Origin of the sequence: Pseudomonas sp. B21-040 (assembly GCF_024748695.1) — a bacterium.
In the GTDB taxonomy this organism is placed as follows: Bacteria; Pseudomonadota; Gammaproteobacteria; order Pseudomonadales; family Pseudomonadaceae; genus Aquipseudomonas.
The window spans coordinates 802,730-828,954 of sequence record NZ_CP087176.1 but is presented as its reverse complement, the minus strand read 5'-3'; the positions used below and the strand labels follow the sequence as shown (position 1 = coordinate 828,954).

Genomic DNA, 26,225 nt, shown 5'->3' with positions numbered 1-26,225 from the left:
GCTTGCTGTTACCGCGAGTCGCCCAACCGGCGAGTTCGTGTCGCTTGATCACTTAAACCTCAGTTACGGTGATGGTATCGCTAGTTTTACAGTACAGTATCATTCGCAGTATCGTCCCTAGCTGAACGCTCCCCCGATGCCGAGGGTACCGATAGGCATAAACCGGCCAAAAGCGGCCGGTCGGCCCTATAAATAAATCGTCCCCTTTTAATCTTTCAGTTATTTGTAGACGCATAACGAGGCATTATTCTCTATTTAGTGCCTTGTTGTGCTAATTCGTTGAGTCGTCTCGCGGTTCACATTAAGCATGGCAGGCCCAGCTCTTTCAGAAACACATTGTGTTTGTCCCGTGCCGCTTGAATGGTTTCTTCTAACGTAGCCAGTTTGTCATTCACGGCTTGTAGGTTAATGTCTGTCTCTGCGCTCGCGGTAGTGATGTAGCGGGAAATATTCAGGTTGTAGCCGTTCTTTTCAATCTCCCCCATCTCCACCCTACGAGCATAGCGGGGCTCCTCTTTACGGAACTGGTAAGTATCGATGATCTTGGCGATGTTCTCATCGGTCAGTTGGTTCTGGCGCTTACCTTTGATGAAGTGTTCAGCCCCGTTGATAAACAACACGTCGTCCGGTTGCTTGCACTTCTTGAGCACAAGAATGCAGACAGGGATACCTGTGGAATAAAACAGGTTAGATGGCAAGCCGATCACGGTATCGATGTGGCCGTCTTTTAGCAGTTTGGTGCGGATGCGCTCTTCAGCACCGCCACGGAATAACACACCGTGGGGCAGGATGATGGCCATCACGCCTTCGTCTTTCAAAAAGTGAAAGCCATGCAGCAGAAAGGCAAAGTCGGCAGCCGATTTAGGTGCTAGTCCGTGGTTTTTGAAGCGCACGTCATCGGCCAGGGCTTCCGTGGGGTCCCAGCGGTAGCTGAAGGGCGGGTTAGCGACAATGGCATCAAACGTGGGTTTTTTAGCAGGGTTTAGCTCGCGTAGAATGCCCCAGTCGTTGCTCAAAGTGTCGCCATGGTAAATCGCGAACTCGGTGTCCTTCACCCCGTGCAGCAGCATGTTCATGCGGGCCAAGTTATAGGTGGTGATGTTCTTTTCCTGGCCATAAATCTTGCCAATGCCATGCTGCCCCATGCGCTTGCGCACGTTAAGCAGCAGCGAGCCGGAACCGCAGGCGAAGTCCAACACACTTTCCAAGCGCTTTTTGGGCCCGGTTTTGGGGTTTTGGCTGTCAAGGGTGACTATAGCGGAAAGGATGTCGGAAATTTGTTGGGGGGTGTAGAACTCGCCCGCCTTCTTGCCTGAACCAGCGGCAAACTGGCCGATCAGGTATTCGTAAGCATCGCCCAGTGCATCACTATCTGTGGAAAAGTCTGCTAGGCCCTCGGCGATCTTTTGGATGATGGTGCAGAGCTTAGTGTTGCGCTCCGTATAGCTCCTGCCCAGCTTGGGGGACCCCAGATCGATTTCCGAGAAAAGGCCTTGGAAGGTGCTCTCAAAGGACTCGGTTTCGATGTATTTAAAGCCCGCTTGCAGCGTAGTGAGCAGATCATCGTCCTGAGTGCGTGCCATATTGGCGATGCTGTTCCATAGATGTGCCGGCTCGATGACGTAATGCACTTTGCGGCGCATCTGCTTCTCGAAGGCGGGGATGTCCGCCTTGTTCTCCTCATACCAGACTTGAAGAGGAGTCGCTGCCCCCGTTTTTAGCAAGGCGTCAGTGGGCAACTCTGGATAGTCTTTTCCAAGTTCCTTCTTCGCCGCTATTTCATAGTTGTCGGAGAGGTAACGAAGGAAGAGGAAGGACAGCATATAGTCGCGAAAATCATCCGCATCCATAGCTCCGCGCAATTGATCGGCAATGGCCCATAGGGTTTTTCCGAGTTTCTTTTGGTTTTCGGTCATAGTGATTAATTCGTTTCGCTGGAAAACAGCGCTTCGTTAAAAGGGTAAGTGGCAATAAAGTTTCTGAAGATTTTTTGGAAGTGCTCTTTGTTTTCGCCCATCATTTCCCTCGGCTCGTATATCGAATAATCGCCATGACTCATTAGATCAATGATTCTTTTGTGTAAAGTTTTATCTTGGTCATCATTCTCAATTTTGATGCAGTCATCCCAGCTATTCAAGTCGAAAAAATTCGCTGTTTGCTCCATTACGCGGCGCAGCATGTTGAAGTGGTGCGTATATATGGCACCTGTGGCAATTGACTCATTAAGTTCAGCCAGTGTCGCAAGGTGGTGTAGGAATGGCTTGCTGGTTGTGTCCTCAAGGATATAGTTTTCTGGAGCCGCCCCCTTTTTGACAAAGTGACGATAGGCCTTCTTCTTCAGTTCGTTGCTTAGGACGTTAAAGAAGAGAACATGGTGCGATGAAATAACTGTTCTAGGCATCTTGTCTGTTTTGGTTAACAATTGCGCCAGATGATTGGCAACGGTTATTGCGTTATGCTCGTCGAGAGAGGAGATTGGATCGTCGATATAAATGTACTTTACCCAGCTATAAGATTCTGTGTCATCCAGCACTAACTGAACAACGGCGAGAAAGAAGCACCAGATGAAGATATTTTCTTCACCTCGGGAAATTTTAATATGAGTTTCCATCTTGGTGCGTTCTTCTAGAGGGCTGGTTGCGTTCTCATCGAAGTTTGGATTAGGTATTTTTCGAGAAAAGACAACTTCCCAATTTTCGGTGTCAATTCGGAAGTCGAAGTCCGCATAGCGAGCAAGAAACGGGCGAATTCGCGTTTCCATCTCCAGCTCCCACAGTGCGGTGATGAACCGCGAGTTGCGGTTTATTTTAAGCTTCCGCTCTCGGTCTTCCTCAAGGTCATTATCCCAGTAAAACAGGTCCTCGGTGAATGCGTTGAAATAAAGTGTGTCAGGCTCGCCATCAATCTTGCCAAGGTCTTTGAATGTTGTAGAAAGACGTGTTTTTCCAGTGCCATTGAAAGCGTAGAGAATAACAATTTTTTTAGTATTCAATGCATCTCGTAAGTGGAGTGCTAAATTCGTTAAATTAGCAAAAGAAGAAGGCATCAGACGTCGATCTCTGCAAATAATGGGAAGAGCTGCTGCATCAAGCCCATTTTGTGGGCCTTTATGGCTTCAAGCTTAAGACTTTGGGTAACGATCAGGTCACCAAGTGATGACAGGCAGGCAGAGATCTTTCGTTGTTCCAGATCGGATGGCACCAGAATTGGCAGTTTTTTTAAGATACTTCCAGTTATTAGTGGCTGACCCGAACCGAAGATGAGTCTGTTTATATTGATGCTTTCCAGGTAGTAAAAGATAAAATCAATATTGATTGAAGGCTTTAGGCTGACCACAATAGTATTGTCAGTTACGCCAAACGAACCTTTTGCTTTGGTTAATAGGCCAGCATTTGCTCCAACTCTGGCGATTAGTATTCGTTCGCCGCTAAAGCTTGGGCTTGTCGTTTTTCCGATGATGCTAGTCGATCCGTAAAGATCAAAAGCTCCTTCAGGATTGAGCTTATCTCGACCCGATGAAATACTGATGCAAAGACTATCGAGCTTATTTACGATCCATGATTCTCGGAAGCCAGAAAAGCGCAGATTAGGTTGGGTTTCGCCTTCGCGTGGGAAAAGCTGCTGCAGCAGCCCTTCTTTATGGGTCTTGAGCGCGTCCACTTTGCTGCGTTGAGCGACTATCAATGCGTCCAGTGAATTCAGACAATCAGCGATTTTTTGTTGTTCGTCTGGTGACGACACAGGCAAAGGCATTGCCATAAAGTCGTCGCTTGATATGGCCATCCTATCGTGGCGTGCACCAGTGCTAGATGCCTGCCGCATATAGGTGTGCCAGCCGGTAGTCTTGAAAAAATGTTCGTAAAAATCGTTCCTATCGTCTTTGAATTTAAAGACTGTATACAGCGGCGACATTACTCCTGTGCCAATTTTGTTCTTTGATATGGGGCCTACTGGCGCTGTTGACGATATGCGTGGGTTGTAGACGTAGCAGCCCAGCCCAACAACAAAATAGCCTTCAAGTTTTCCTTGCGTAGCGATGTCCTTATCAAAAAAATCTCTCTGATCTACTACACCAAATTCAGCAGAATTGGTTAGCACACGATCAATTTTTTCGTCTCGATTTTTCTGTTTAGCACGAATCGCCAAGCGATTTAGAGGGGTAAACTTCCAGCCCTCTGCCTGCCGAAACTCCGGAAACCGCAGTTTCGGCACCAGCGTGGGCGTGCTGTCTTCCATCGAACTGGTTGTATTTGTCTTACTGCTCATACGCGCTAAGTCCTGATATTTCGCGGCCTTGGGCGCGTTTAATAAGTAGGTCGTGGAGTTCTTTCATCAACGCCAGCTCTGCTTGGGCGCGTGCTTTCCAGCCGAGGTCGAGCGGGGCCATCAGGTCACTTAGCTGGTCGCCGTCGAAGATCATGCGTTGCAGAATGCCATCCACAAAACCTTGTAAGGCTGCTGGGGCCAGGTTGTGTTTGTCTGCGATAGCGGCGAGTTCGGCGGTGTCTTTGTGTTGCTTGAAGCGGCTATAGCCGTCCCGGATAGCGGTTTCGCTCAGCCCCTCACCGGCCTTAAGAGTAGCGATATAGGCGGCAATGTCCTCGCGCTCGTTGATAAACTTGGCATCAGCCTGAATCAGGCCAATCAGCTGTTCGCGGCTCATTTTCTGCTTGCTGGGCTCTTGCTGCGAGAAGCGTGACATCAGCCCCACGATGTAGTCGTAGTCAATAACGGTGGAGGCGAAGAGCACGAACTCGAAATCGAGCTGGTCAACTGCATTGGCTTTGCCATCTTTGTCTTTGCTGTGCTTATCTTGCTGAGCCTTGAGGCGCTGGGCTGTTTCCAAATAAGCACCGCGAAAGCCCAGCAGGTTTTCCTTGGGCAGGATGTGCTCAATGGCAGCGGCGTTGTCTTCAGTGAGGTCGGTATATTGGTCAAGCTGGGTTTTGAGACGCTGCACTTCCTTGAAGTGGCTAATAAAAGCAGCGCGGGCATCGTCTCCTTTTAGGTTATTCACGGCCTCCGGTGCGCAGGCCACGCCTTGCGATTGCATAAAGTCATCAAGCTTTTGCACGGCAGCCTGTAGTTTTTCAATAACTACGGGAGCCTTGTCAACTAGCCAGATTTCGCGGGCCTGTTTGCCGGATTGTTCGCCGGAGAACCGGGTAATCGCGATATCTACAGCATCTTGCTGCTGGCGGAAGTCAAGAATGTTGCCGTAGGGCTTGGTGCTGTTAAGTACGCGGTTGGTACGCGAGAACGCCTGGATCAAACCGTGGTACTTGAGTTTTTTGTCCACGTAGAGCGTGTTCAGGTATTTGGAATCGAAGCCAGTGAGCAGCATGTCGACCACGATGGTGATGTCGATTTTCTGCGTATGTGGGTGGTCAGCATTGGGCCACTGTTGGTCTTTGATGCGCTTTTGCACGTCTTGGTAATAGAGGTCGAACTCGCTGATGCTGTGGTTGCTGCCATAACGGGCGTTGTAGCTACCCAGGATGGCTTTGAGCGCTGCTTTTTTGCTTTCTGGGTCTTCTTCGTTGTCCTGCTTTTCTTGCGGCAGGTCTTCCTGAATCTGCTTTACGTCCGCATTGCCTTCAGCTGGCGGCGAGAATACACAGGCGATATTCAGCAGCGGGTAGTCAGGTTCGGCCAGTTGTTTGGCATGTTGCAACTCGGCAAACAGGCTATGGTATTCGATGGCGTCGTTGATGCTGGCCGTAGCCAAAATGGCATTGAAACGACGCTGGGAGGTGGCCATGTCGTGCTTAGCGAGGATGGCTTCGATTACGGCTCGCTTGGCCAAACCTTCCCCAGGCTTGGGCATTTTTTTGCCCTCTGGTTTAAAGTAATCGATATGGAAGCGCAGCACGTTGGCGTCTTCAATAGCGTGGGTGATGGTGTAAGCGTGCAACTGCTTCTGAAAAAGCTCTTCTGTGGTTTGGTAAGAGGCCTGCTGGTCTTCCACTTTTACGCGTGAGGCGTTTTCTTCGAAGATGGGCGTGCCGGTAAAGCCAAAGAGCTGGGCTTTGGGGAAGAACTCCTTGATGGCTTTGTGGTTCTCGCCAAACTGGGAGCGATGGCATTCATCGAAGATGAACACAATGCGTTTGTCGCGCAGTGGGGCCAACTGCTCTTTGTAGGTGAGCTGGTCGTTCCGTTTGCGCTGCTTGTTACGTCTACTGTTTTCATCCAGCGCGAGGCCGAGCTTCTGGATGGTGGTGACGATAACTTTGTCAGCGTAGTCCTCGGACAGCAGCCGACGCACCAGCGCAGCGGTGTTGGTGTTTTCTTCGACGCAGCCTTCCTGGAACTTGTTGAATTCTTCACGGGTCTGGCGGTCGAGGTCTTTGCGGTCCACCACAAAGAGACATTTCTCGATCTCTGGGGTGTCCTTGAGCAAGGTAGAGGCTTTGAAGGACGTGAGCGTTTTGCCGCTGCCGGTGGTGTGCCAGATATAGCCATTGCCGCAGTTTTGCTGGATGCACTCGACGATGGCTTTGACTGCATAGACTTGGTACGGGCGCATCATCATGAGCTTTTGCTCGCTGGCAATGAGCACCATGTAGCGGCTAAGTGTTTGGCCAAGCGTACATTTGACGAGGAAGGTCTCGGCGAAGCTGTCGAGGTAGGTAATCTTTTTATTTGCCTCGTCAGCAAACTGATATATGGGCAAGAAGCGCTCATCAGCGTTAAACGAGAAATGACGGGCGCTATTATTGGCGAAGTAGTAGGTGTTGTCGCGGTTGCTGACGATGAACAATTGCAGGAAGCACAGCAGCGTTTTGGTGTAGCCGTTGCCGGGGTCGTTTTTGTATTCGACGATCTGCTCCATGGCGCGCCGCGGGTTGATACCCAGCGTTTTGAGTTCCACTTGAACGCACGGAACACCATTGATAAGGATTAGGACGTCGAAGCGGTGGTGGCTGTTGTCGGTGTTGATGCGTAGCTGGTTAACCACCTCAAAGGTGTTTTTGCACCAGTCTTTGATGTTGACCAGTGTGTAGTTCAGAGGAGTGCCGTCTTCGCGGGTGAACGCATTACGCTCGCGCAGGGTGCGCGCCGCCGCAAACACATCAGGGGTGACGATCTCGTCGAGCAGGCGTGCGAATTCGCCATCAGTGAGGCGAACGCGGTTGAGTGCCTCGAATTTATCGCGAAAGTTGCGCTCCAGTGAGGCGCGGTCTCTGATATCTGGGCGGTAGGTGTATTTGAGCTCAACTAGCTTGTCTATAAAGCCTTGTTCGATTCTTTGCTCACTCATTGATGGTGCTCTGCGATCTTCATATGGCCCGTAGTAAAACATGACTATTGTGATTCGCCACATGTTAGCTGGAAAGGGCCTGCGTTCGTAGTTCGTAGGATCAGTTGAGCTGCGTGATACCCATCATTGTTTTTGCTGTTGCCGCGATCGCTGCCGATGGGTATCGCTTCGCTCAACACATCCTACGGCGCACGTTTAGCCCAAGCCTCGCTCCGTCCAGGCGCGCGCTACGCTGTGATGCAGAATCCCGTGGCGCTCGGGCAGGGCTGTGCGGTCTTTGTCGTAGCCGCCGATCAGCCCTACCGCGGGAATGTCGCTGCCCAGGCAGCGGTTAGGCACGGCTTCGTCGCGGACGACGACCGCCCACTTCTGGCCGATTTCTGCCTGTCGTCACCGGCAGCTATACGCAGTTAACTGCCAACCATGGTTACGAAGTGTGCTGGTCAACTCCGATGCAATCGGTGGTCAGATCGAATGCAAACGGGTGGCCAATTTCGCACGGCATTCCAGGTGGTATTCCAAGTGGTATTCCAGCCAAAAACAAAAACCGATATTAATTTTATAAATCAATAACTTAATTAACAGATTCAGATTACCCCGGCCCACCAAATACGAAGCAAGACAAAACCCGCCAAGTGCGGGTTTTGTTGCATCTGGGGTTTGGAAAATTGCGGAGGATTGTTGTGGCGTCCTGTCGACTCACGCCCACATCGGCGACTTATCAGCGGCATCCTCTCCGGCACTCTGCCGACCGCTCGAAATCCCTGATCGCTTGACCGACGCGTGGAGCGATTGACCCACTGGCAGACCACGTTCACGATCAGTACTTGATGTCCCGAGCTGTGCGACGGGTATCTTGCTTGGTACTGCGCTTGTCCTGGCGACACTCTACGTTGCTCTTGTCATTGCCCTTTCTACACTCATCCTTGGTTTGCCGGGCATCGGAACGCCCTTCCTGCCTGGTATCGCGAGCATCACGCCGTTGTTCACCCTGCTCGGTCGCGTAGGCGGGTAGCGTCACCCACTGCACGCCGGCGGCGATGAGCAGCGTCGCCAAGGCTTTCAAGTAGTGCTTGCGAATCATCATTTTTCTCCCATTTTTTATCGCTCAGTCGCTTCGTTTGCTCACCGAAGAACTCAGCGAAAACGTGTGTTACAGCGTGCGCTCGCGACTCTCAAAGCACTTTGCGGTATGTGAAATCTGACGATATGGACAGACAGGCAGTGGCGCAAGGCTGTTATCTGCATGATTGCAAGATGGACATCGGTAACGACTCAATTTGTTCTATGAAAACCCCAAGATGCGGGGTTACAGCCAACGTTGATTACGGATTTGACCGTGGGCTCATCACTGGATCGAACCGGCGGGCTGGGCAGCCCAACACAATCGGGCCTATGCTGGCGTTCTATTCGCAAGGAAGCCGCCATGAAATTCAAAATGCTGATTGTCGCGTTAACCCTCTCCCTGACGTCCGGTTGCGCGTACTACAACGACCGCACCACGGACACCAACAAGAACGGGCGGATTGCCTGTGATGCCGAGCCGGCCAATCAGCCGGGCTGTTATACGAAACAGTCGAAGGATTGGAATTGGGGTGGGTTGAAGTTTGGGGTCGGGGCTTCGAATTAGTTTCGGGTCCTACAGACGCTGTGATTTTTGGAGAGATTTCCGACAGGTTTTGGCGGTTGTTGGGTGGGAAGCAGAGCCCGTAGGCTTTGTCGGTCGCTGCGCATCAGCGATCGGGTGTGGAATCCCGAGATAAACATACTTGCCCCCATGGCATACTGCGGCGCTTTTTCAGGCGCAGTTTTAAGTTATGGCGGCTGTGCGTGGGAGGCCTTCGGGCCTGCCGGGTTTTCTCCGTTTATCTCGGTTATTCCACCCCGCGCACAGTTGCCACCCATTCGAGTGGAATCGGAGCAGTGGCAGCGCCTATGACTCAACGGACGATATTTGCCATGATTAAAGAAACCCCAAATCCGCCTACTGCGGACGACGCGCCCCCGTGCTCCGCCCTCAAATCCCCCGCATCCCGCAAACCCAGCACGATGTTTTTCGTTTCGCCGGATATCAACGACGAAGACCTGTTGGCGTATGCCTGTGAGTCATTGGCTTCGGCGAGTGTGATGACGAGTAATTTTGCGGGGTATCTGGAAGGGCCGCATCGGCACACGGCGATGGCGATTCAGCAGATTGTGATGCTGGCGGAACTGGCGGTGAACCGGATGCTGGATAACGTTGAGTTGCCAAAATCACCACACTGCTAGTCCCCTGTGGGAGTTAGCTGCTCACGATGACGATGGTTCATTCGATATCCATATTGAATGAACCATCGTCATCGCGGGCAAGCCCGCTCCCACATGGGTCAGGTGTATGACTGAAATTTCTTCATCACACCTAAACCACCTTCAACTCCACCTCAACATGCCCACGGGTCATCCGCGAATACGGGCACATCTGATGCGCCGCCTCAGCCAATTCACGCTTCACCCCCGCCTCCAGCCCGGGAATGTTGACGCTCAGCCGGACCGCCAACTGAAAGTCCCCGGCACTGGTTTTGCCCAGGTCCACCTCTGCATCCACCGAGGTATCTTCCGGCAATTTGATTTTCATCTTGCCCGCTGCCACCTGTATCGCGCCGATGAAACAGGCCGAATAGCCCAGTGCAAACAGTTGCTCCGGGTTGGTGCCGGGCTTGCCCGAACCGGGGGAGCTGAAGGTGACGTCCAGCTCGCCGTCGCTGGATTTGCCAGTGCCGGTGCGGCCACCGACGGTGTGGGTTTTTGCGGTGTACAGAACGGTTTCCAGTGCAGTACTCATGGCCGTGACTCCTGAAGGGAAGCGACAGAGTAGGCAAGCCTAGCAGTGCAATCCCTGTTCACAGGTGACGTTGGTCGGATGAAAAAAAAGGCACTGGGCGATCATCGCCAGTGCCTTTTTTGTGCCTGAATAATCCGTCAGCGCGACAACATAAACGTGTCGTACTCCAGATCTTCCAGTGCGGTTGTCAGCCTGTGTAAACCCAGCAATACACAAATCAGCAACGACAAGGTAAAGCCATAACCGAAGAAGCTTGGCCCCAGATACATGCTGAACAGGGTCAACATGGCGTTCAACACCGCGAACAGTACGCACAACTCCAGCACCACGGTGCGTTTGTCCAGGTAGAAGAACACGTTGAGCAAGGCCATGAACACCACCTGGATGCTCACACCGATCAAGTCGATGTAGAACAGCGGCAGGTAATAACTGGAAATGCCCAGCCACTCCAGCAAGCGCGGTGCGAACAGGAACAACAACACCGCCGTCAGCCCCTGCACCTTGCAGATTTCCACCAGGCCCTGACGGATCGACAAGGTCATTTCGGTTTTCAGCTGACCGATGTGCTGCAGCGTTTCACCCTCGCGGATCGCCCGAAAAAGTCGGTCGTACCACTCGGCAAAATCGGTCTCGATGCGCACCAGAAACACCGCCATGCCGGGGATGATCGCCAGGTATGCGAGGAAGATCGGCAAGTCGTACAGGATCGAAGCGCGCAGCGGGCCGACAATTGCGCTGGAGGTGCCGGGGTTGAACCAGAACATGAATTTGTCGATCCAGATGCCCAGGTTGTAGAAGAAGCCGGTGGCCAGCAGGCTGAGGAAAACGTTGCGCCGTGCGAGGAAATCGAAGGCGATCAGTTTCTCGGCGCGGTACTCGCGCAGGATGTCGTAGAGGAACAGGAACAGCAGCGTGCTGTGCCCGATCAACAGCGCCAGCAACAAGCCCGGCATTTGCAGAAAGCTGAGTACGTAAGCACTCGCGACCATCAGCGAGTACCCCACCAGCATCACCAGCAGAATGCGGTTATAGGCCTTCATCCCCGAGAGAAAAATGATCACCAGCCACAAGTTGCACAGCACCACAAAGTTGGCCAGGACCAACACGCGGTAAATCAGCGGCTGGTCGAACAGCAAGCCCAGCACGACAATCCCCAGCAGCCCGGCGCCCAGCGTCACCAGCAACAACACGCCCAGCAGGTTGGGCAGAATCTGATCGTACTTGTGTTCAAACAAGCGGTCGGACACAAACCGGGTGAAGAACAGCTGCAAGCCGCCCGTGAGGATCAACGAGCTGGCCATCAGGTACGTCACCGTCACCAGAAACTGCCCGACCAATGCGTTGGGCAGCAACAAGCCGAGGCTGATGATCCCCACCAACATCACGCTGATGATCGACAACACCCACGGGCCGGAGCTGATCAAGCCGGCGTACACGTAGGCGTGCAAGGTGGCGGTGTAGGAGTCACGCGAAAGGATTTTTCGCAGTTCGAAGCCAATCCCGGCCATTTAACTGTTCTCCATGGCAGCTTGATACAAATCGCGATAACGCTGCAGCATCAAGGCTTCGGTGTAGTAACGAGTGACCCGCAACAAGCCGCTGGCCTGCGCGGCCTCCCAGCGTTGCGGGCTGCGCAGCAGTTCGAGGATCGCCGCGCAGGTGGCTTGCGGGTCGGCGATGGCCACCACTTTGCCGGCGTGCCCGAGGTCACGGTCCTCGGCGCTGCCGCCTTCGATCAACTCGCGGCACGATCCCACGTCACTGCTGACCACTGGTGTACCGGCGGCCCAGGCTTCGAGGATCACCAGCGGCTGTGCCTCACTGATCGAGGTCAGCACCATCAGGCCGAGTTTGGGCAGGATGTCCTGAATGCGCTGGAAGCCGAGAAAGTGCACCTTGCCTTCCAGCCCGAGACTGGCCATCAGGCTGCGGCATTCGTTGACGTATTCCGGGTCTTCCTCTTCCGGGCCGACGATCCAGCCTTCGGCCTGCGGCATGGCGCTGATCACGCCACGCATCGCCCGCAGAAAGGTTTTTACGTCTTTGATCGGCACTACTCGCCCGATCAGCCCCACCACCGGTGCAATACCCTGCGCACGGGATTCCAGCGCGGCCGTCCAGACCGGCAGGTCGATACCATTGGGAATCACCTGCGTGCGGGCCCCGATGGCGCCGTCCTTGATTTGCCGCTGACGATTACCGTCATAGAGCGCGATGATGTTGTCGGCGCTGTTGTAAGTCAGCTGACCGATGCGCTCGAAAAACCGCACCCACAACGTGCGGATGTACCCCGAACCGGCGTCGAGACTGCGGTTCAACGCCTGACCGGAGCTCTCGGCGATCCAGCTGGCCTGCGCCAGGTCGATCTTGCGTTCCTTGGTGTAGATGCCGTGTTCGCTGAGCAAATAGGTGCAGTTCCAGCGCTGCTTGAGGATGCATCCCAGAAAGCCCGCATAACCGGTGGAAATCGAGTGCAGCACTCGCGCTTTCGGCATCCGGCGCGAGGCTTCGGCGAGCATCAGCAGTGGCGACTGCATCGAGCGCAGGGTCCAGAAATAATTGACGAAAGAAGGGTCGGCGCAATGCTGACGGTAGCCTTCGCTCAATGCCGACCAACTGGCGCGGCTGCGCAAGACGTCGTCGAGGGTCAAGCGGCCCTGTGCGATGCAGTCGAGCAAGCGTTCACCCAGCTCCGCTTCTGGCGCATCCGGGTGATGCAGGAAACGATACAAATCCTGCAATTGCTGCTCGTCGGCCTCTCGCGGATCGCCAAGGGTGTCGGTCGGATGCGTCGCATCTTCGAGAAACACCTCTTCAATGTGCAGCACGTTCGCCGGCACTTCGTAGCGTCGCGCCGAATACGCCTGACGCTGTCCACCGATGAACATCACCGAGAAGGTCAGCTCCGGCAGCCCCAGAATCATCTGGTGAATCCAGCTGGAAACGCCGCCGCGCACATAAGGCCAGGTGCCTTCGAGCAGCAGGCAAATGTCGGCAACGGGTGCCTGTTCCTTGTGAGTCATGTCCAGCTCCTGACCAATGCGGCGAACGGCGGACGCTGACGGGTTTCCTCGGGAAGGCGCGCCAGCAATCCGGGAATTTCGTGATAGCGACCGGCCTCGAATGCCAGCTCGGCGTGAAAGGGCAGCACCTGCGCCGCGCCCATTCCGTTCTCCTGGGCCTGACGGAGCAGCACTTCGGCGCGCTCGATATCGCCACGTTCCAGGGCGATGCGTCCGGCCAGCAGAAACAGTTCTCCGCCCTCGCCCGCTGCCAGGCCAAGCTCGGCGTGCTCACCCGCTTGAGTCAGCACGTGTTCGAGCACACTGCCTTGCGCCAGCCCCAGATACGCGAGTTCCCAGTACCAGCGCGCCAACCGGCCATGCAGCGAGCCCGCCGCTTTGGCATTGGCGTCAGCCAGTTCACCGAGCGCGATCTGGATGTGCAGGTTGATGTCGCTTTCCTGCTTGTCGAGCATCGAATACGCCAGCAGCCGCACATCGTCACTCGGGTCCGCGAGCGCCAGTTTGAGGATCGGCACGGCTTCTTTGCCGGGCATGCGCCGGGTGGCCAGCAACGCGGCCAGACGCTGATCCGGATCGGGCGCATGACGCAACACGTCCTGCAAACCGCCATCGGCGAAGATCGGCTTGTGCAGTTGCAACTGCGCGCGGTACGGCAGGCTCGGAATACCCACGGCTTTCCAGGCCTGCTTGTCGCGTTTGCGCGGCAGGTACAGCGCCGGGAAAATCGCCGCGACCACGCCCACCGCCCCCAGCACCGGCACAAAAAACGCCAGGCTGAAGATGAACAGCGGGCTCCACGGCAACGGCGAACGGTAACGCGCCGGCAGCAAAAGCCACACCGCCGCGCACAGCATCACGCAGGCCAGACCGTGGCTGAGGGTGAACACCAGCAATTGTTGTAACTCGGGCGCCGCGAGCCACAAACTGGCCCAACTGCCCGCCTCTAACAACAAGGCTCCGCTAAACAGCCACTTGCTGATCATTCAGGCCACACTCGTTGAACAGGAAATTACGCAGCCCGTTGCGTTCGCAGCCAGGCTCCAGGTTGAACGGCAGCACGCGTACGCCAAGGCTTTCCAGGCTACTTTCGACGCCAAAGTGCTCGTGCAGCATCAGGTTGATCCGAGCCAGATAGCCTTCAGTACCTTGCGGGCTGGTCAACGGCAGCAGCACCAGCAGCAATTGATGATCGAGGTTGTTACGCAGCGACAAATGCAGATCGAGGCCGCGCTGACTACGTTCAAGCAGACGCGTCAGCTCATCGTTGTGACGAGTGATTTCGAAGGCAAACAGCCCGGCCGCCAGTTGATGCTGCTCGACATCCACCAGCGATCGCTTGAGTTGCAACGTGAACTGCTGCGCGTCGGCGTCGGCCAGTTGCAAGACTTGCGGGTCGCGGCGCAACAGGTCGGCGATGTGCCCGGCGAGCAACGCCAGCAGGCTCAGGGTGCGATCCTGGAAGGCGAAGAACGGCATCTGCCGCACGGCCAGAATCGCCAGCAGTCGACCTTCGGCATCGATCAGCGGAATGCACGCCTGTAGCGACGAGAATTGCGCCGAGCTGCCGGCATCGATCAGTTCCTGACGCACGCTGACCAGCTCACCGCGCTCCAGGCACAGCTTGACCAGACCGTCCTCGGTGCCCAACGGCCCCATGACGCCGATGGTCGCCAAGGCTTCGGGCAACACATTTTCTTCACGCTCGTCGACGCGGTACAAACCGGCCACGCGCAACGCACCGTACTGGCCGAGCATGGTCACGATCGGATCGGCCAGCGCGAGCAGCGCATCACCTTCGTTCGGCATCACCCGCAGCTTGTCGCGCAAGCCCAGCAGGGAACTGCGCAAACTCTGATCGCTGCCGGCCACGCGCTGTTCCAGCAGGTCGTGAGAGACCCGCAGAATCTGGTGTGCCCGGGTGAATTCATCGAGGCGATACTGACGGTAATCGTTGGCCATCTGCAGGCGCTGCAAACGTCGCTCCCACAGATCACGCACCTCGCCCACCAGCATGCCGCTGACCAGCACACCGACGATGAACGACGGATCCAGCTCTGTGTAGCCGTCATGCCCGACGTAGCGCAGGGCGAACAGCGCCATCACCAACAGACTGGCGCTGACCAGCCCGCGCACAAAACCGTAACGCACACCCAGCAGCAACGGCGCCAGCACCGGCCAGGGGAAACCGCTGTGCATTTGCAACGGGTCTTGCGGGGTCAGCCACAAGCCCAGGCCGATGGCCGCACCGGTCACCAACAGCGTTTCCAGCCAAGACACCGGGCCGCTGGCACGCGGCGCGAGGCTGTAATCCATATGGGGAGAATTCATTGCATTCACTCGAACTTGAGGGCGCCAACAAGTGTGTCGAGCACCGTTTGCGCGGTGCCGGCCAGGCTTTCACGGGACCAACCGGCGCGGGCGCCGCTTTTGCTCCAAAGCACACGACCGCTGCTGGCTTCGAGCACGCGCAGGCTGATGCCCACCGCTGGCTCGCCGTCCAGACCGTTCTTGTACTGCCACTCTTCAACGCTGCCGGACAGGACGTAATCGAGCTTCTGATCGCGTGCCCAATCGAGCGCGCCGGCCAGGCGTTCGGTGTCATCCATCAAGGCTTGTTCGCCCTGGGTGCTGGCCGGGTAAACCCGGGGTTGCAGACCGTGGCTGCTGAGCACGCTGAGCAGGATTTGCTCACTGCGCTCGCCGGCCTGCGGGGTCTGCGAATAGTTGACCATCGGCACCACGCCCCACTTCGCGTTACGCGGCAGATTGGGGCTGGTGTCGCCGGTGAAACTGGCGCAACCGGCGACGAACAGGACGGCCAGAGCCAGGCTCAGATTACGAATTGCTTGCATCGGTATTACTCCTGTAAACAGTTGATGATCAGCGTCCGAAACGCACGCCGTAGCTCACACCCAGTGTTCCGCCCGCCTGACCATCCCCGCCCTGTGGCGCAGATTGGTAACCGAAGGTCAGGGCCAATTCGTCATTGCCCAGCACTTCGACGCCGATCCCGGTGTTGATGCCGTAGTTGAAGGTTTGATCGAACCATTGCCAGCCCGCCGTCACGTCCACCAGCCAGGTGTATTGCGGGCGAGTGCGCACCAATGCGCCCGGCAAACCGCGACGCCAGGAGCTGCCGACATACAGTTGGCCGTAGCGGCTTTGCAGCAGATCGCTGGCCGTGACGACTGAGGGATCATCCGAGTTATCAACGTTTTTCACCGGGCCGCCGTTGGCGCTGGACAAGTCATTGAGCGTGCGGTCATCCACGTTGTTGTGCTGGTAATCGACGCCGCTGCGCAGGGTCCAGTTAGGTCCGGCGAATTCCAGCGTGTGGTTGTATTCCATCTTCAGTGCCTGGCCGTTGCCCAGGGAATCGCCTTCACGGGTGGAGAACGATTTCTGTGCCACTTCCCAACTGAGCTGGTCTCGCGCCGACAACCCGTGACGACCGCCGAGCCATACGCTGTCGTGCTGACCGAAAGCGCGCATCAAACCGCTGTCTTCGCTTTTGCGATGCCAGTCCAGGCCGCTCTCGATTTGATCACTGGCGCCCAACTGCCAGGTCCGGGACAGACCCAGGCCATTGCGGTCGTCGTCCTTGCGCTGGCTGGTGTCGGCGAACAGTTTGTAGCTGCCGTCCTCGACGAAACGCTGCAAGGTCAGGCCGGCGTTGTTCTCATCACCCATGCGCGATTCAATCAACTGATCGCTGTTGTACGTGCCCTGCTCCAGCTCAACGTCGGCGTACCACTGATCGCCAATGTTGTGCCCGACCTGCAAGCGCGGGCCGTTGATTTCCAGGCCGCCGAAATCCTGTTGATGCCAGGACAGCAGCGCGCCTTGCGGAGTGAGCTCCTGGAGTTCCACTGCCTGGCGACGCAGTTGCTCGCGCACGGCGGCCGGTTGATCGTCACCCAGTGCGGACTGGCTGAGGTCCAGGGCCTCGCCGAAACGGCCGAGACGACTGAGGGCCTGCGCGCGTTGCGCCGGGTTCAGGTCGTTGCTGGCCAACAGCGTTTCGACGTGCTGCTTGTTGCGGCTGCGCAAGGCCTGCTGAATCTGTTCATAACGCTCGACCTTCAAGCCCTGGCTGCGCGCCCAATCCAGCCATTGGTCTTTCTGCGATTCCTGGTTGGTCGCGTCGAGACGCGCCAGCAACCGTTCGAACCACAATTGCAGCATCGCCGGCGAGCCGTCTTTCCACTGCGACACTTCCTGCGACGCCTTGCCAGGCGAATAACTGCTGGCCATCAGGCGTAACCAGACCGCGTAACGCTGGGACGACGGCTTGATTTCTTCACCCTCGGGGCTGCGCAGTAACTTCAGACGCAAGCGTTGAGCTGCGTCCGTATAACCGGCGCTTTCCAGCGCATCGGCATAGGCTGCGCGCACCAGCCAATCCTGCGGGCTGGTCTTGAGGTACAGGCGATACCAGGCCAGGGCCTCGCTTTCACGACCGAGCAACTGGCTGGCACTGGCGAACGGCAACCACAGAATCCGGTCTTCCCGCGCCTGCTTGCGCCACTCGGTCAGCAGCGGTTTCAGAGCCGTTGTGTTGCCCTGATCGATGTAGAGCCACATCAGGCGCTCGCGGAACTGGTTGTCATCCGGGTAACGCGACAAGCCCAACAAGTACAAGCGCTGCGCTTCTTCGGGCTGCCCTTGCTGCACCGCCAAGGCGCCCCGAATCGACAGTACCTGAGCCTGCTCGTAGGCGTCCGGGTTTTGCTCGGCGCTCTTGAGCAACGCGGCCACTTGCGGCCAGTCCTGCAAATCCTGGGCTTGCTGCAAGGCTTCGACCAGACGCTGCGGGTCTTGCAGACGATTCCAACTGCCGACCATCATGGTCAGCGCACGCTGGGGATTGCTGGTGCGGTACATCGTGATCAGCTGACTTTCGTCGCCACTGTTGAGCGAGCCTCGCAGCGTGAGCAGTTTTTCCAGCGACGTCTGCAACTCGTTGTCGAGTTCCAGATCCCAGGCCAGCGCCGAGCGCAGGCGCCAATATTCCTCATCGGCGATCTTGCGGTTATCGACCTGCATCACGCCCCACGCCGACTGATTGTCGAACAGCTTCAGGTAGGTGTTGGCCCAATCGACACGCTCGGCAGTGGTCAGTGCAAAACGTTTGGAGTAAGTCTGGTAGACCTCGGCCTTATGCGCGTATTGCCCGGTGTTCTCCAGGTTTTGCACCAGCCGCGTCCAGGCCAGACGATGCGCCGGGTACTTTTTCAGGTAAGCGCGCAACCACGCTTCGGCTTGCGTCGGTGTGCCGCGCGATTCGTGACCGTAGATCAACGCATCGAGTTCGACGTCGGTCAGCGCACGCTGCTCCATGATCTGGGCAAGCAACGGGATGGCTTGATCAAAGTCAAACTGCTGACTCGCCAGACGCCAGGCGTGCTCGCGTGTTTGCGGGTCTTCGTGCAATGCCAGCACGCGAATCCAGTAGGCCAGCGCCGCCTGACCATCACCACGCCATTCACCCAGGTGCGCCATTTGTTCCAGCAAGGCCGGCTCATCCGGGTGTTCGGTCACGAGCTGTTGACCGCTCTCCCAGGCACCGGCCAGGTCGCCGAGGGCCAGGCGCATGCCAAATTCTTTCCTGAGTATTTGCGGGTTGTCCGGCTGCAAAACACGCCATTGATCAAGGAAGCGCTGCGCCAGATCAAAGCGCTGACTGCCGACGGCGACATCGACGCCCTGCTCCAGCCACGGTGCGTCGGTTTGCGGACCCTTGAGCTGATCCAGTTCATCGGCGAGCACACGCGACGCCTGGTCACCACGGCCAGCGGCCAACAGGCTGTTGAACGCCAGTTGTGCATACTCACGACGCTCTGAGGCTTGCTGGCTGTCCTGTTTGAGCAGCAGATAAATGTCGGCTGCGCGCCCCGGCTGCTCACCACCCAGGTACCACTGCGCGGCGGACTTGAGCGCCTCGATGCGCTGCGCCGGATCACGATCGGCGATTTCTTCGTAGACGCTGGCGGCGAAGGCCGGCGCCTGCAACGTCAGGGCAAGCTTGGCCAGGTTCTGCAATTGCGGCAGCGGCAGCATCCGGTGATCGAAGCTTTGCAAGCGCTCGATCAAGGTTTTCTGCGCAACCGGATCCTGCGCCTTCGCCGCTTCCAGTGCGTCCAGTTCAAGCCGGTAATACGCCTGCAACTCCGGCATCGGTGTCGGCCAGTTTTCGAGGTGCTGGCGTGCCTTGGTGTAGTCGCCGAGACGGATCAACAGGTCGACCAATTGCAGTCGCAAGTGATCGTCGTCCGGGTGCGCCGACAACAGCAGTTCGGCGTAATTGGCCGACACCGCGTCCGGCTCGCGACCGTCGGGCTGGAACACTTCTTCGCGCTGGAACGTCAGCCAAAGGATGCCACCCACCGCCACTGCCACCACCGCCAATGTCCACGGATTGAGCAGGCGGCTGCTTTTAGTTGCTGGGGAGTTAGTTGCAGAAGAGCTGACCATGACTCACCTGCTTCATTGGTAATTGAAAAGTCCACAGGCCGGCAGATGCCTTGCCTGCAAAACGTTGTCCATCCACTTCAACCCGGCAGGTGCCCGCCGAGCGTACGGAGAAGGTCAGGTCGACCTGCCCCGCAAACGAAAAGTCCACCTGGTGCTCATCCACATAGCGCCAGTCCACCAACGGCAGATTGGCCTCCTCCAGTGCCGGTCGGTTATCCCGATCAGGGCGCAACACCAGCAACGCATGGTCGCTGCTCAAGGCCACGTAACGGCCTTGCGGCAAGTCGCGAACACCGGCCACGCCTTGCGAACGCATCAGGTCCGGCCAGCCCATTTGAGGGTCCAGTCGCAGGGTGCGCAGTGCGTCCAGCCCACGAATCTGCCAGGCGCCCTCGGCGGTCCGCGCCAGACTGACCTGATACAACCCGTGCAAACGATCCAGGTAATCGCTCATCCACAGCGACATCGGCTGCTGCGTCTTCATGTAGCCGTAGATGTCGTCCATGGCCTTGATCGAGGCCTGCTTGGTGCTCGAATAGAAGTGGTAATAGAGGTGCAGCCCACGCAAGCGCCGTGGGCTGTCGGTGAGCTCGAAGGTGTCGATCACATCGCGGAAACCGTAATACGGCCCCTTCCACAAATTGGTGTAGAGGTTCTCGTTGATGATCGGTGCGTAGTACTGCAAACCCCCTTCGGTCGGGCGCAGCAGCGGGTTCAAACCGGTCAGCGACGGGTTGGCCTTGGTCAGCATGGTCTCGGCGCCGTTGACGTTTTTCAGACCGGCGTCGTACGCCAGTTTGATCGTGGCGGCAGACGGCAATGCGTCGCCCGGCCAGAACACCATCTTCACCGGTTTTTCCGGGGTGGTGAGGTGCTGGTTGATGTAGTCGCGCGAGCCAAAAATCTCGCGGCGAAAATCGATTTTGTCGTAGCCCGGTATGGCCATTTTCAGGCCGTATTCAGGGTTGAAATTTTCACGCTTCTTGGCCAGTTCAGGTTGCAGAAAAAACGGGTGGCTGAAGGTGTGAGTGGCGACTTCGACTTTCGGGTCGGCGAACAAATCACGGGCAATCGGTTCCAGTTCGCGGGCGAGAAACGGGAACATACCGCGCGGTGAAATCTCACCTTCGATCACCGACACCGAGGTCAGAAACGGATTGGGCCGAATGAAATCGTCGAGCACCTGTTTGCCGGCATACGGCGTGCCGCGCACTTCAGCCCGGGACGGGAAACCATCGCCATCGATGTGCACGGTAGCGATGCGCCGACCGTTTTCGGTGGTGGTGTCCGGACGTGGTTGCACCGGCAGGCGCAAGCTGGCCTGAAGGAAAGCAAACGGATCGAGAATCCAGCGGCTGCGCTCGTTGTTGGTTTCGAGAATGTACGGCGCGAGGGCCAGACCACCCCACTCGCCCACCGCCACCGGCGCAAAGGTCTGGCCATCAGCAGCGGTCAACAGCAGCGCGGCTTTTGGACCTTTGGGTAACAGGGAGATCGCAGTCAGGTCACGGGATCGGGGCTGCACCGGTGCTTCGAACGCTCCAATCAGCGCCTTGTCCTGATAGGTGATGCTCAACGCTTGCGTGCCGATCGGCGCCGCACGATTCAAGCCCAGACGCTTGAGCAGCAGCGGGTCTTGAATCGGCAGGCCGGAAAAAAACACCACCGGCACTTGCTCGTCCAGACGCTTGCCGATCCAGCTGTTGAATGCCGGGGCATCCTGCGGCGGGCCGCTGGTCATCCAGGTGATGACGCCAGCGTACAAACCGCTGAAGCGATATTCCGGCAAGGTGTTGTCGACCGGCAGGTAATCCACGCGATAACCAAGGTATTCGAGCAAGCCACCGAGCAAAGTGTGCCCGGCGTTGCGAATCAGGTCGCCTTCACGCGGGTCGTACAGCAGCGCGACCCGGCGCGGCTGGACTTCGATGTTGCTGACGCCCATCGAGTCCAGTTCAGGCGTGCCGATGTAGGGAATAAACCCCTCTTCGCGCAGACGCGCGGCCAGTTTGCGCGCTTCATCGCGACGCTCCGGCGGCAAGTAGTCGATCGCCACCAGCGGGATGCCTTTGGCACGCAAGGGCTGGATCTGGGTTTCCAGCCATGCTCGGTCGGCTTCAGGCACCGGGCGATAACGCTTGGCGGTCGCATCCCAACCAGCGTGAATCGATTCGACAGCCACAGCCGCTGCGACACCATCAAGCTCGGGCAGCACTTCAAAACCACGGTTAAAAAACAGCTTCAGTGTCGGCTGGCGCTGGTGCAATTCGCGCAGGAAACTGGCGAGCGCCAGACGCTGTGTTTCTCGGTCTGCCTCGGGCTGCAACTGGAAACTGTCGAGGGTGTCGAGGAACAACCCGGCATAGCCTTCGGCCTGCAACGCCTTGGCGCGACCGAACAAATGCTCACGCCAGGCCGGCGCGGCAAGGTTCATCACCTGACTGTCCCAAGCGCCGTTACGCACCGGGCTGATCGCGCCGGCGAGGTGGGCTTTTTCGATGTCGGCCTTGTTGCCGCTGAACTCGCCAATCGACAGATAGGCGAATGGCTGGCTGCCCAAGTCGCGCAGGGTTTTGACGTCGCCTTGGGTCATGTGCCCGGGCTCCACCACCGACCAGTCGAACTGTGCGAGCTCCGGGATCGGCGGCTGATCGGCGTACCAAAACGTCACACTAGAGGGTTGTGGCAAGGCAGCAGCCTGGGCTGCCGGGCCACTCACGATAAGCGCGATGGCAGCCAGCAGCCGTTTAGCGGCCGAGCGGACACGCGTCCTGCGAAAAACGATTTCCATAACGCACTCTTGAATTGACTGAATCGATACCGCGTCAACGTCGAGCCGAGTGACTCGGCCGAATTACAGACTGCGGATAAGCTGCGCTAAACCCTTGCCGATGGTGGTCGGCTCAGGGAGCGTGAAACGCTCGAGCAGGCGAGCGTTGTTGGCGCGCGAGTGGCGAATGTCGCCTTGTCGTGGCGCGTGATGAACCACCTTCAGTGGCGTGCCGACCACACTCCCCAACTCAGTGATCAGGTCGTTGAGACTGGTGGAGCGGCTGAGACCGACGTTGACCGCACCGGGGCTCGGTTCGCTCACTTCCAGGGCCTGGACGAGAATGCTCACCAGGTCCTTAACAAACACGAAATCGCGGGTCTGCCCACCATCACCGAAAATCGCCACCGACTGTTCGGCCATGGCCAGTTTGGTGAAAATGCTGATCACGCCGGAGTACGGCGAAGACGGGTCTTGGCGTGGCCCGAAAATATTGAAGAAGCGAAAGATCATCGGCTCCAGGCCGTGCTCGCGACGATAGAAATCGAGGTAATACTCGCTGGCCAGTTTGTCGGCAGCGTAGGGTGTGAGCGGGGATTTTGGCGTGTCTTCGTGGATCGCCGTGCCTTCGCCGTTATTGCCGTAAATGGCCGCGCTGGAGGCAAACACCACACGCTTGATCCCGGCTCTCGACATGCTTTCGCAGACGTTGAGGGTGCTGACGAAATTGCTTTGATGCGTGCTGACCGGATCATCCACCGAGGCTTGCACTGAAGCCACTGCCGCCAGGTGCACCACGGCGCTGCAATCGCGCATGGCCTGCTCAACGACAGCGCCATCCGCCGCATCACCGATGACCAGGTTGAGATGGGCATTGTCCATTGGCAAATTATCGACTTTGCCGGTCGACAGATTATCCAGCACGCGAACTTTGTAGCCCTTGCCAAGCAACGCTTCGACAAGGTGCGAACCAATAAATCCCGCCCCGCCAGTCACCAGTATTCGCTCGACAAACATCACATTTCTCCCTGAACAGTAGAGCGGGTTCCGCCGACTTTATGGCGCAAGGCCACCAAAACGCGGCCGATAATGGGAGTTCAGGAGCGCACTGTCAATAGTTTGTCTAATCTGATCAGGCATGAAAAAACGCAGCCGAACACGTCATTAATTTGGCGGCATTTAATAGATTCAAGATGTCATGCTACTGCCAAGAAAGAACGACAGACTCGTCTGGAACGGGGCTCTGCGCCGGTTTCGAGGGGCACATAGGCGACGGCTAGCCCACCCCGACCGCATCACCGCTTATCGACGCAAGCCACTGGACGATGACGGCGTGATTGAGGCTGATCGCTGCGTATCAAGTACCAGAGTCGAACGGCTGATCGAGCCAGTGGCGAATCGATTTCAGCGCCGAATGGACTCCCTGATCTATCCTTTCGTCGTCGGTGTACTCAGGAAAATAAATATGAATTTTTGGCTGGGCGCCATTCTGTTGACCGTGATTTTCACGTCTGCACAGGCCGCCACTGAAGTTGCACCTCGGGTCGAGCAAGTGCCTTTCGACAAGGGGACCGATAGCGCCAGGTTCAATGAGTCCATCAAAGGCCGGCTCACCGCGCAGTACCGCACCACCGCCAAGGCCGGCCAGATACTGACCGTCGACCTCAAGACGTCCAACACATCTGTCTATTTCAATATCAGCGCCAAAGGCGCGGACGCTGCGCTGTTCAACGGCTCGATCATGGGCAACCACTTCATGGGCCCGTTGCCCGTGGATGGCGAATACACGGTTCAGGTGTACCTCATGCGCAACGCCGCACGGCGCAACGAAGTGGCGAATTACAGCCTGTCCATGAACCTCAGCCCCTCCTCGGACAGCGCCCAGCCGTTTGATCAAACACTTGAACTGCAAGGCATTCGATTTCAGGTGAAGGGCGAATGGGTCGACGGCAATCCGGTGGTGCGCATCTCGCCGCAAGGGCTGGAAATCGACAACTCGGCTATCAGCCGACCGCAGACCGGCAACATCGCCCGCGCTGAAGTCGCCGACCTTGACCAGGACGGCTCGCCGGAGATTTACGTCTTCGCCCGATCACCTGGTCGCGGCATGCCGGGGGAGTTGGTGGCGTACGCGGCTAACCGTAAGAAGTCGCTGAGTGAGATTTACCTTCCGCCGGTTAGTGAAAACGCGAAGTGGGCGGAGGGGTATCAAGGGGAGGATGAGTTTGCGGTGGTGGAGAATGCGCTGGTGCGGCGGTTTCCGGTTTATGAGAGTGCGGATGCTGGGGCGGGGAGGACGGGGAAGATGCGGCAGGTTCGGTATCGGTTGGAGGCTGGGGAGGCGGGGTGGGTTTTGAAAGGGGATGAGGGGGTGGAGTATTAAGAAATAATCTGGCATCCCTGAACTTCCATACCCCAGATACGAAAAAACCGACTTTCGTCGGCTTCCCCCCCGTTCTCCAGATGGTCATGCCACGCCGGAGATATGGGTTAGTTGTTGACGCAGACTTTAAGCAGCTCGACCACCATCGTCAATGCTCATCTGATGATCACGGAGAGTTGTTGAGGTGCCGAGGTAGAGGACAAGCATTGAGGTAATCGCAGTCAACGGACACGCCTCGTAAGAAATATAGATTGGTGATGTAGCTAGATTTCTTGGGCGCTATCCCAAGCCGTATTTTTGAAAAAAAAGAGACCGATTTCCCTGATGCCAGTCAGTTAAGCAATTTCTGTGGTAACGCAATTTTTGTAGCAGCTGGCGAAGCCTGCGTCCGACTGCGCAGCAGTCGTGAAATCAGGTGACGCGGTGTTTCAGGAAAACCGAAAACGCAGGTATTACGACTGCTGCGCAGTCGGACGCAGGCTTCGCCAGCTGCTACGGATCGCGTTATTGCTTAACTGATCAGCATTGACCGATTTCCCAGCAAAAAAATATGTAGTCCACGCCCTAGGAAACTTCCCGCAACTCGTATCGACTTTCATGAACTGGCGGACACCACGTCCGGCAGATAACCTTGGTTCTTCGCTGTGAACCAGCGAACGGTTTTGACAGGCCGAAAAAGTGGAGATCCAGAAAATAAATGGAGTTCCTTTATGAAAAAAACTAACCCGAACCAACCTGAAGTTCCGACTCTTTCCGAGTCAGAACCCCTCGATTTATCAGACCTATCCAAAACCACCGAACGCACCATCAGCGCCCGCCTCCGCAACCCAAAACGCCCCGACCCCATCAGCCACATCTTCACCCTCCTCCCCGACGTCGACACTCCCACCCTGCTGGCCCACGCCTGCGAAACCCTCGCTTCCCTCAACGTCATGACCACCGACCTCGCTTGTGAACTCGAAGGCTCTCGTCGCAACGTGGCACTGGCCATTCAGCAACTGAGCGTACTCGCCGAGCTGCTGGTAAACCGCGCACTGGACAACCTCGACCCGCCCGACGGGTTGCCCGAGGTTGCATCCGCCAATCACTGAGTGGTCGTGTTTTTTTACACAATGGAGGGTTTGTCATGGATCGATACATGCCTGTCACCGGCATCGACTGCACCATCGCGTCGTTGCTGATCGACACCCAGGCACCGCTGGACGTGTTGCACGAAACCGCGGCTTACCGCATCCGCACCGCGACTCAATTGCTGGAGAGCATCGCTGTTGGCGAAGGTGTTCACAGTGAACTGGCGCGGGGGTTGGTGACGTCGCTGCGCGATGGCTGCGATTTGCTGGATGTCGTCGGTCGGCGATTGCAGGCGCAGGTTTCGACGATGTAACGGAATGGCTATTGAGTCTGCCTCATTAAAAAAAGCACCTGACGAAAACATCGCAGGTGCTTTTTTTCAGCAAAGTGTTTCTAGTCAACAGGCTCAGCACGCC

Annotated in this window: 20 protein-coding genes and 1 pseudogene; 6 read left to right on the top strand and 15 right to left on the bottom strand. The window is 56.8% G+C overall.

Annotation, left to right across the window (positions count from 1 at the left end; translation table 11 throughout):
* Positions 1–296: 296 nt before the first annotated feature.
* The 6 genes from LOY55_RS03650 to LOY55_RS03625 all read right to left on the bottom strand — a co-directional run bounded on the left by LOY55_RS03650 (position 297) and on the right by LOY55_RS03625 (position 8,351).
* On the bottom strand, positions 297–1,916 hold the full coding sequence (locus LOY55_RS03650; protein ID WP_046038666.1) for a type I restriction-modification system subunit M: 1,620 nt from the start codon (positions 1,914–1,916) through the stop codon (positions 297–299).
* A 5-nt stretch (positions 1,917–1,921) separates the two neighbouring features.
* Positions 1,922–3,046, bottom strand: coding sequence for an AAA family ATPase (locus LOY55_RS03645; RefSeq protein ID WP_046038664.1), 1,125 nt, complete (start codon positions 3,044–3,046; stop codon positions 1,922–1,924).
* Positions 3,046–4,266: a restriction endonuclease subunit S gene (locus LOY55_RS03640; protein WP_046038662.1), complete on the bottom strand. Its 1,221-nt coding sequence runs from the start codon at positions 4,264–4,266 to the stop codon at positions 3,046–3,048. Before LOY55_RS03640 ends, LOY55_RS03645 begins: the two co-directional genes overlap by 1 nt.
* Positions 4,256–7,264, bottom strand: a complete 3,009-nt coding sequence (locus LOY55_RS03635) for a type I restriction endonuclease subunit R (protein WP_185754754.1) — start codon at positions 7,262–7,264, stop codon at positions 4,256–4,258. Before LOY55_RS03635 ends, LOY55_RS03640 begins: the two co-directional genes overlap by 11 nt.
* Positions 7,265–7,459: 195 nt before the next feature.
* Entirely contained in the window at positions 7,460–7,603 is a 144-nt protein-coding gene (locus LOY55_RS03630; RefSeq protein WP_404942348.1) for a hypothetical protein, read from the bottom strand.
* Between the two features lie 481 nt (positions 7,604–8,084).
* Positions 8,085–8,351, bottom strand: a complete 267-nt coding sequence (locus tag LOY55_RS03625; protein WP_408980973.1) for a hypothetical protein — start codon at positions 8,349–8,351, stop codon at positions 8,085–8,087.
* Between the two features lie 213 nt (positions 8,352–8,564).
* Here LOY55_RS03625 and LOY55_RS03620 point away from each other — a divergent pair.
* The 3 genes and pseudogenes from LOY55_RS03620 to LOY55_RS03610 all read left to right on the top strand — a co-directional run.
* Positions 8,565–8,639 (top strand): annotated as a pseudogene (locus tag LOY55_RS03620) (hydrolase); the annotation flags it as partial.
* A 51-nt stretch (positions 8,640–8,690) separates the two neighbouring features.
* Positions 8,691–8,894 carry a hypothetical protein gene (locus LOY55_RS03615; RefSeq protein WP_109787515.1) on the top strand — a complete coding sequence of 68 codons (204 nt, stop codon included), beginning with the start codon at positions 8,691–8,693 and terminating at the stop codon, positions 8,892–8,894.
* 329 nt (positions 8,895–9,223) lie between these two features.
* A complete protein-coding gene (locus tag LOY55_RS03610) occupies positions 9,224–9,532 on the top strand; it encodes a DUF6124 family protein (RefSeq protein ID WP_258668295.1) in 309 nt (102 codons plus the stop codon).
* 130 nt (positions 9,533–9,662) lie between these two features.
* Here LOY55_RS03610 and LOY55_RS03605 read toward each other — a convergent pair whose 3' ends face one another.
* The 9 genes from LOY55_RS03605 to LOY55_RS03565 form a co-directional block, all read right to left on the bottom strand.
* Positions 9,663–10,085, bottom strand: coding sequence for an organic hydroperoxide resistance protein (locus LOY55_RS03605; protein ID WP_223522696.1), 423 nt, complete (start codon positions 10,083–10,085; stop codon positions 9,663–9,665).
* A 137-nt stretch (positions 10,086–10,222) separates the two neighbouring features.
* Entirely contained in the window at positions 10,223–11,593 is a 1,371-nt protein-coding gene (gene pelG, locus LOY55_RS03600) for an exopolysaccharide Pel transporter PelG (protein ID WP_223522695.1), read from the bottom strand.
* Positions 11,594–13,108 carry a GT4 family glycosyltransferase PelF gene (gene pelF / locus LOY55_RS03595; protein WP_109787477.1) on the bottom strand — a complete coding sequence of 505 codons (1,515 nt, stop codon included), beginning with the start codon at positions 13,106–13,108 and terminating at the stop codon, positions 11,594–11,596.
* A complete protein-coding gene (locus tag LOY55_RS03590; protein WP_046031882.1) occupies positions 13,105–14,094 on the bottom strand; it encodes a hypothetical protein in 990 nt (329 codons plus the stop codon). Before LOY55_RS03590 ends, pelF begins: the two co-directional genes overlap by 4 nt.
* Positions 14,072–15,439: a PelD GGDEF domain-containing protein gene (locus LOY55_RS03585; RefSeq protein WP_223522694.1), complete on the bottom strand. Its 1,368-nt coding sequence runs from the start codon at positions 15,437–15,439 to the stop codon at positions 14,072–14,074. The genes LOY55_RS03590 and LOY55_RS03585 overlap by 23 nt, the downstream gene beginning before the upstream one ends.
* Positions 15,440–15,444: 5 nt before the next feature.
* Complete coding sequence (locus LOY55_RS03580) at positions 15,445–15,963, bottom strand: penicillin-binding protein activator LpoB (RefSeq protein ID WP_223522693.1); 519 nt, start codon at positions 15,961–15,963, stop codon at positions 15,445–15,447.
* A 28-nt stretch (positions 15,964–15,991) separates the two neighbouring features.
* Entirely contained in the window at positions 15,992–19,585 is a 3,594-nt protein-coding gene (locus tag LOY55_RS03575; RefSeq protein WP_223522692.1) for a tetratricopeptide repeat protein, read from the bottom strand.
* On the bottom strand, positions 19,563–22,376 hold the full coding sequence (locus LOY55_RS03570; RefSeq protein ID WP_223522691.1) for a bifunctional glycoside hydrolase 114/ polysaccharide deacetylase family protein: 2,814 nt from the start codon (positions 22,374–22,376) through the stop codon (positions 19,563–19,565). Before LOY55_RS03570 ends, LOY55_RS03575 begins: the two co-directional genes overlap by 23 nt.
* Before the next feature lie 63 nt (positions 22,377–22,439).
* Positions 22,440–23,372 carry an NAD-dependent epimerase/dehydratase family protein gene (locus tag LOY55_RS03565; protein ID WP_046031877.1) on the bottom strand — a complete coding sequence of 311 codons (933 nt, stop codon included), beginning with the start codon at positions 23,370–23,372 and terminating at the stop codon, positions 22,440–22,442.
* A gap of 397 nt (positions 23,373–23,769) precedes the next feature.
* Between LOY55_RS03565 and LOY55_RS03560 the strand changes: the two genes are divergently transcribed.
* From LOY55_RS03560 to LOY55_RS03550, 3 genes are all read left to right on the top strand, one after another.
* Positions 23,770–24,738: a hypothetical protein gene (locus LOY55_RS03560; protein WP_223522690.1), complete on the top strand. Its 969-nt coding sequence runs from the start codon at positions 23,770–23,772 to the stop codon at positions 24,736–24,738.
* Between the two features lie 710 nt (positions 24,739–25,448).
* Positions 25,449–25,829, top strand: coding sequence for a DUF6124 family protein (locus tag LOY55_RS03555; RefSeq protein ID WP_223522689.1), 381 nt, complete (start codon positions 25,449–25,451; stop codon positions 25,827–25,829).
* A 35-nt stretch (positions 25,830–25,864) separates the two neighbouring features.
* Positions 25,865–26,122, top strand: a complete 258-nt coding sequence (locus tag LOY55_RS03550) for a hypothetical protein (protein WP_109787483.1) — start codon at positions 25,865–25,867, stop codon at positions 26,120–26,122.
* Positions 26,123–26,225 lie beyond the last annotated feature (103 nt).

Coding starts and splice junctions, on each gene's coding strand:
- LOY55_RS03650 (WP_046038666.1), bottom strand. CDS start 1,916: ATGACCGAAAACCAAAAGAAACTCGGAAAAACCCTATGGGCCATTGCC.
- LOY55_RS03645 (WP_046038664.1), bottom strand. CDS start 3,046: ATGCCTTCTTCTTTTGCTAATTTAACGAATTTAGCACTCCACTTACGA.
- LOY55_RS03640 (WP_046038662.1), bottom strand. CDS start 4,266: ATGAGCAGTAAGACAAATACAACCAGTTCGATGGAAGACAGCACGCCC.
- LOY55_RS03635 (WP_185754754.1), bottom strand. CDS start 7,264: ATGAGTGAGCAAAGAATCGAACAAGGCTTTATAGACAAGCTAGTTGAG.
- LOY55_RS03625 (WP_408980973.1), bottom strand. CDS start 8,351: ATGATGATTCGCAAGCACTACTTGAAAGCCTTGGCGACGCTGCTCATC.
- LOY55_RS03615 (WP_109787515.1), top strand. CDS start 8,691: ATGAAATTCAAAATGCTGATTGTCGCGTTAACCCTCTCCCTGACGTCC.
- LOY55_RS03610 (WP_258668295.1), top strand. CDS start 9,224: ATGATTAAAGAAACCCCAAATCCGCCTACTGCGGACGACGCGCCCCCG.
- LOY55_RS03605 (WP_223522696.1), bottom strand. CDS start 10,085: ATGAGTACTGCACTGGAAACCGTTCTGTACACCGCAAAAACCCACACC.
- pelG (WP_223522695.1), bottom strand. CDS start 11,593: ATGGCCGGGATTGGCTTCGAACTGCGAAAAATCCTTTCGCGTGACTCC.
- pelF (WP_109787477.1), bottom strand. CDS start 13,108: ATGACTCACAAGGAACAGGCACCCGTTGCCGACATTTGCCTGCTGCTC.
- LOY55_RS03590 (WP_046031882.1), bottom strand. CDS start 14,094: ATGATCAGCAAGTGGCTGTTTAGCGGAGCCTTGTTGTTAGAGGCGGGC.
- LOY55_RS03585 (WP_223522694.1), bottom strand. CDS start 15,439: ATGAATTCTCCCCATATGGATTACAGCCTCGCGCCGCGTGCCAGCGGC.
- LOY55_RS03580 (WP_223522693.1), bottom strand. CDS start 15,963: ATGCAAGCAATTCGTAATCTGAGCCTGGCTCTGGCCGTCCTGTTCGTC.
- LOY55_RS03575 (WP_223522692.1), bottom strand. CDS start 19,585: ATGGTCAGCTCTTCTGCAACTAACTCCCCAGCAACTAAAAGCAGCCGC.
- LOY55_RS03570 (WP_223522691.1), bottom strand. CDS start 22,376: ATGGAAATCGTTTTTCGCAGGACGCGTGTCCGCTCGGCCGCTAAACGG.
- LOY55_RS03565 (WP_046031877.1), bottom strand. CDS start 23,372: ATGTTTGTCGAGCGAATACTGGTGACTGGCGGGGCGGGATTTATTGGT.
- LOY55_RS03560 (WP_223522690.1), top strand. CDS start 23,770: ATGGACTCCCTGATCTATCCTTTCGTCGTCGGTGTACTCAGGAAAATA.
- LOY55_RS03555 (WP_223522689.1), top strand. CDS start 25,449: ATGAAAAAAACTAACCCGAACCAACCTGAAGTTCCGACTCTTTCCGAG.
- LOY55_RS03550 (WP_109787483.1), top strand. CDS start 25,865: ATGGATCGATACATGCCTGTCACCGGCATCGACTGCACCATCGCGTCG.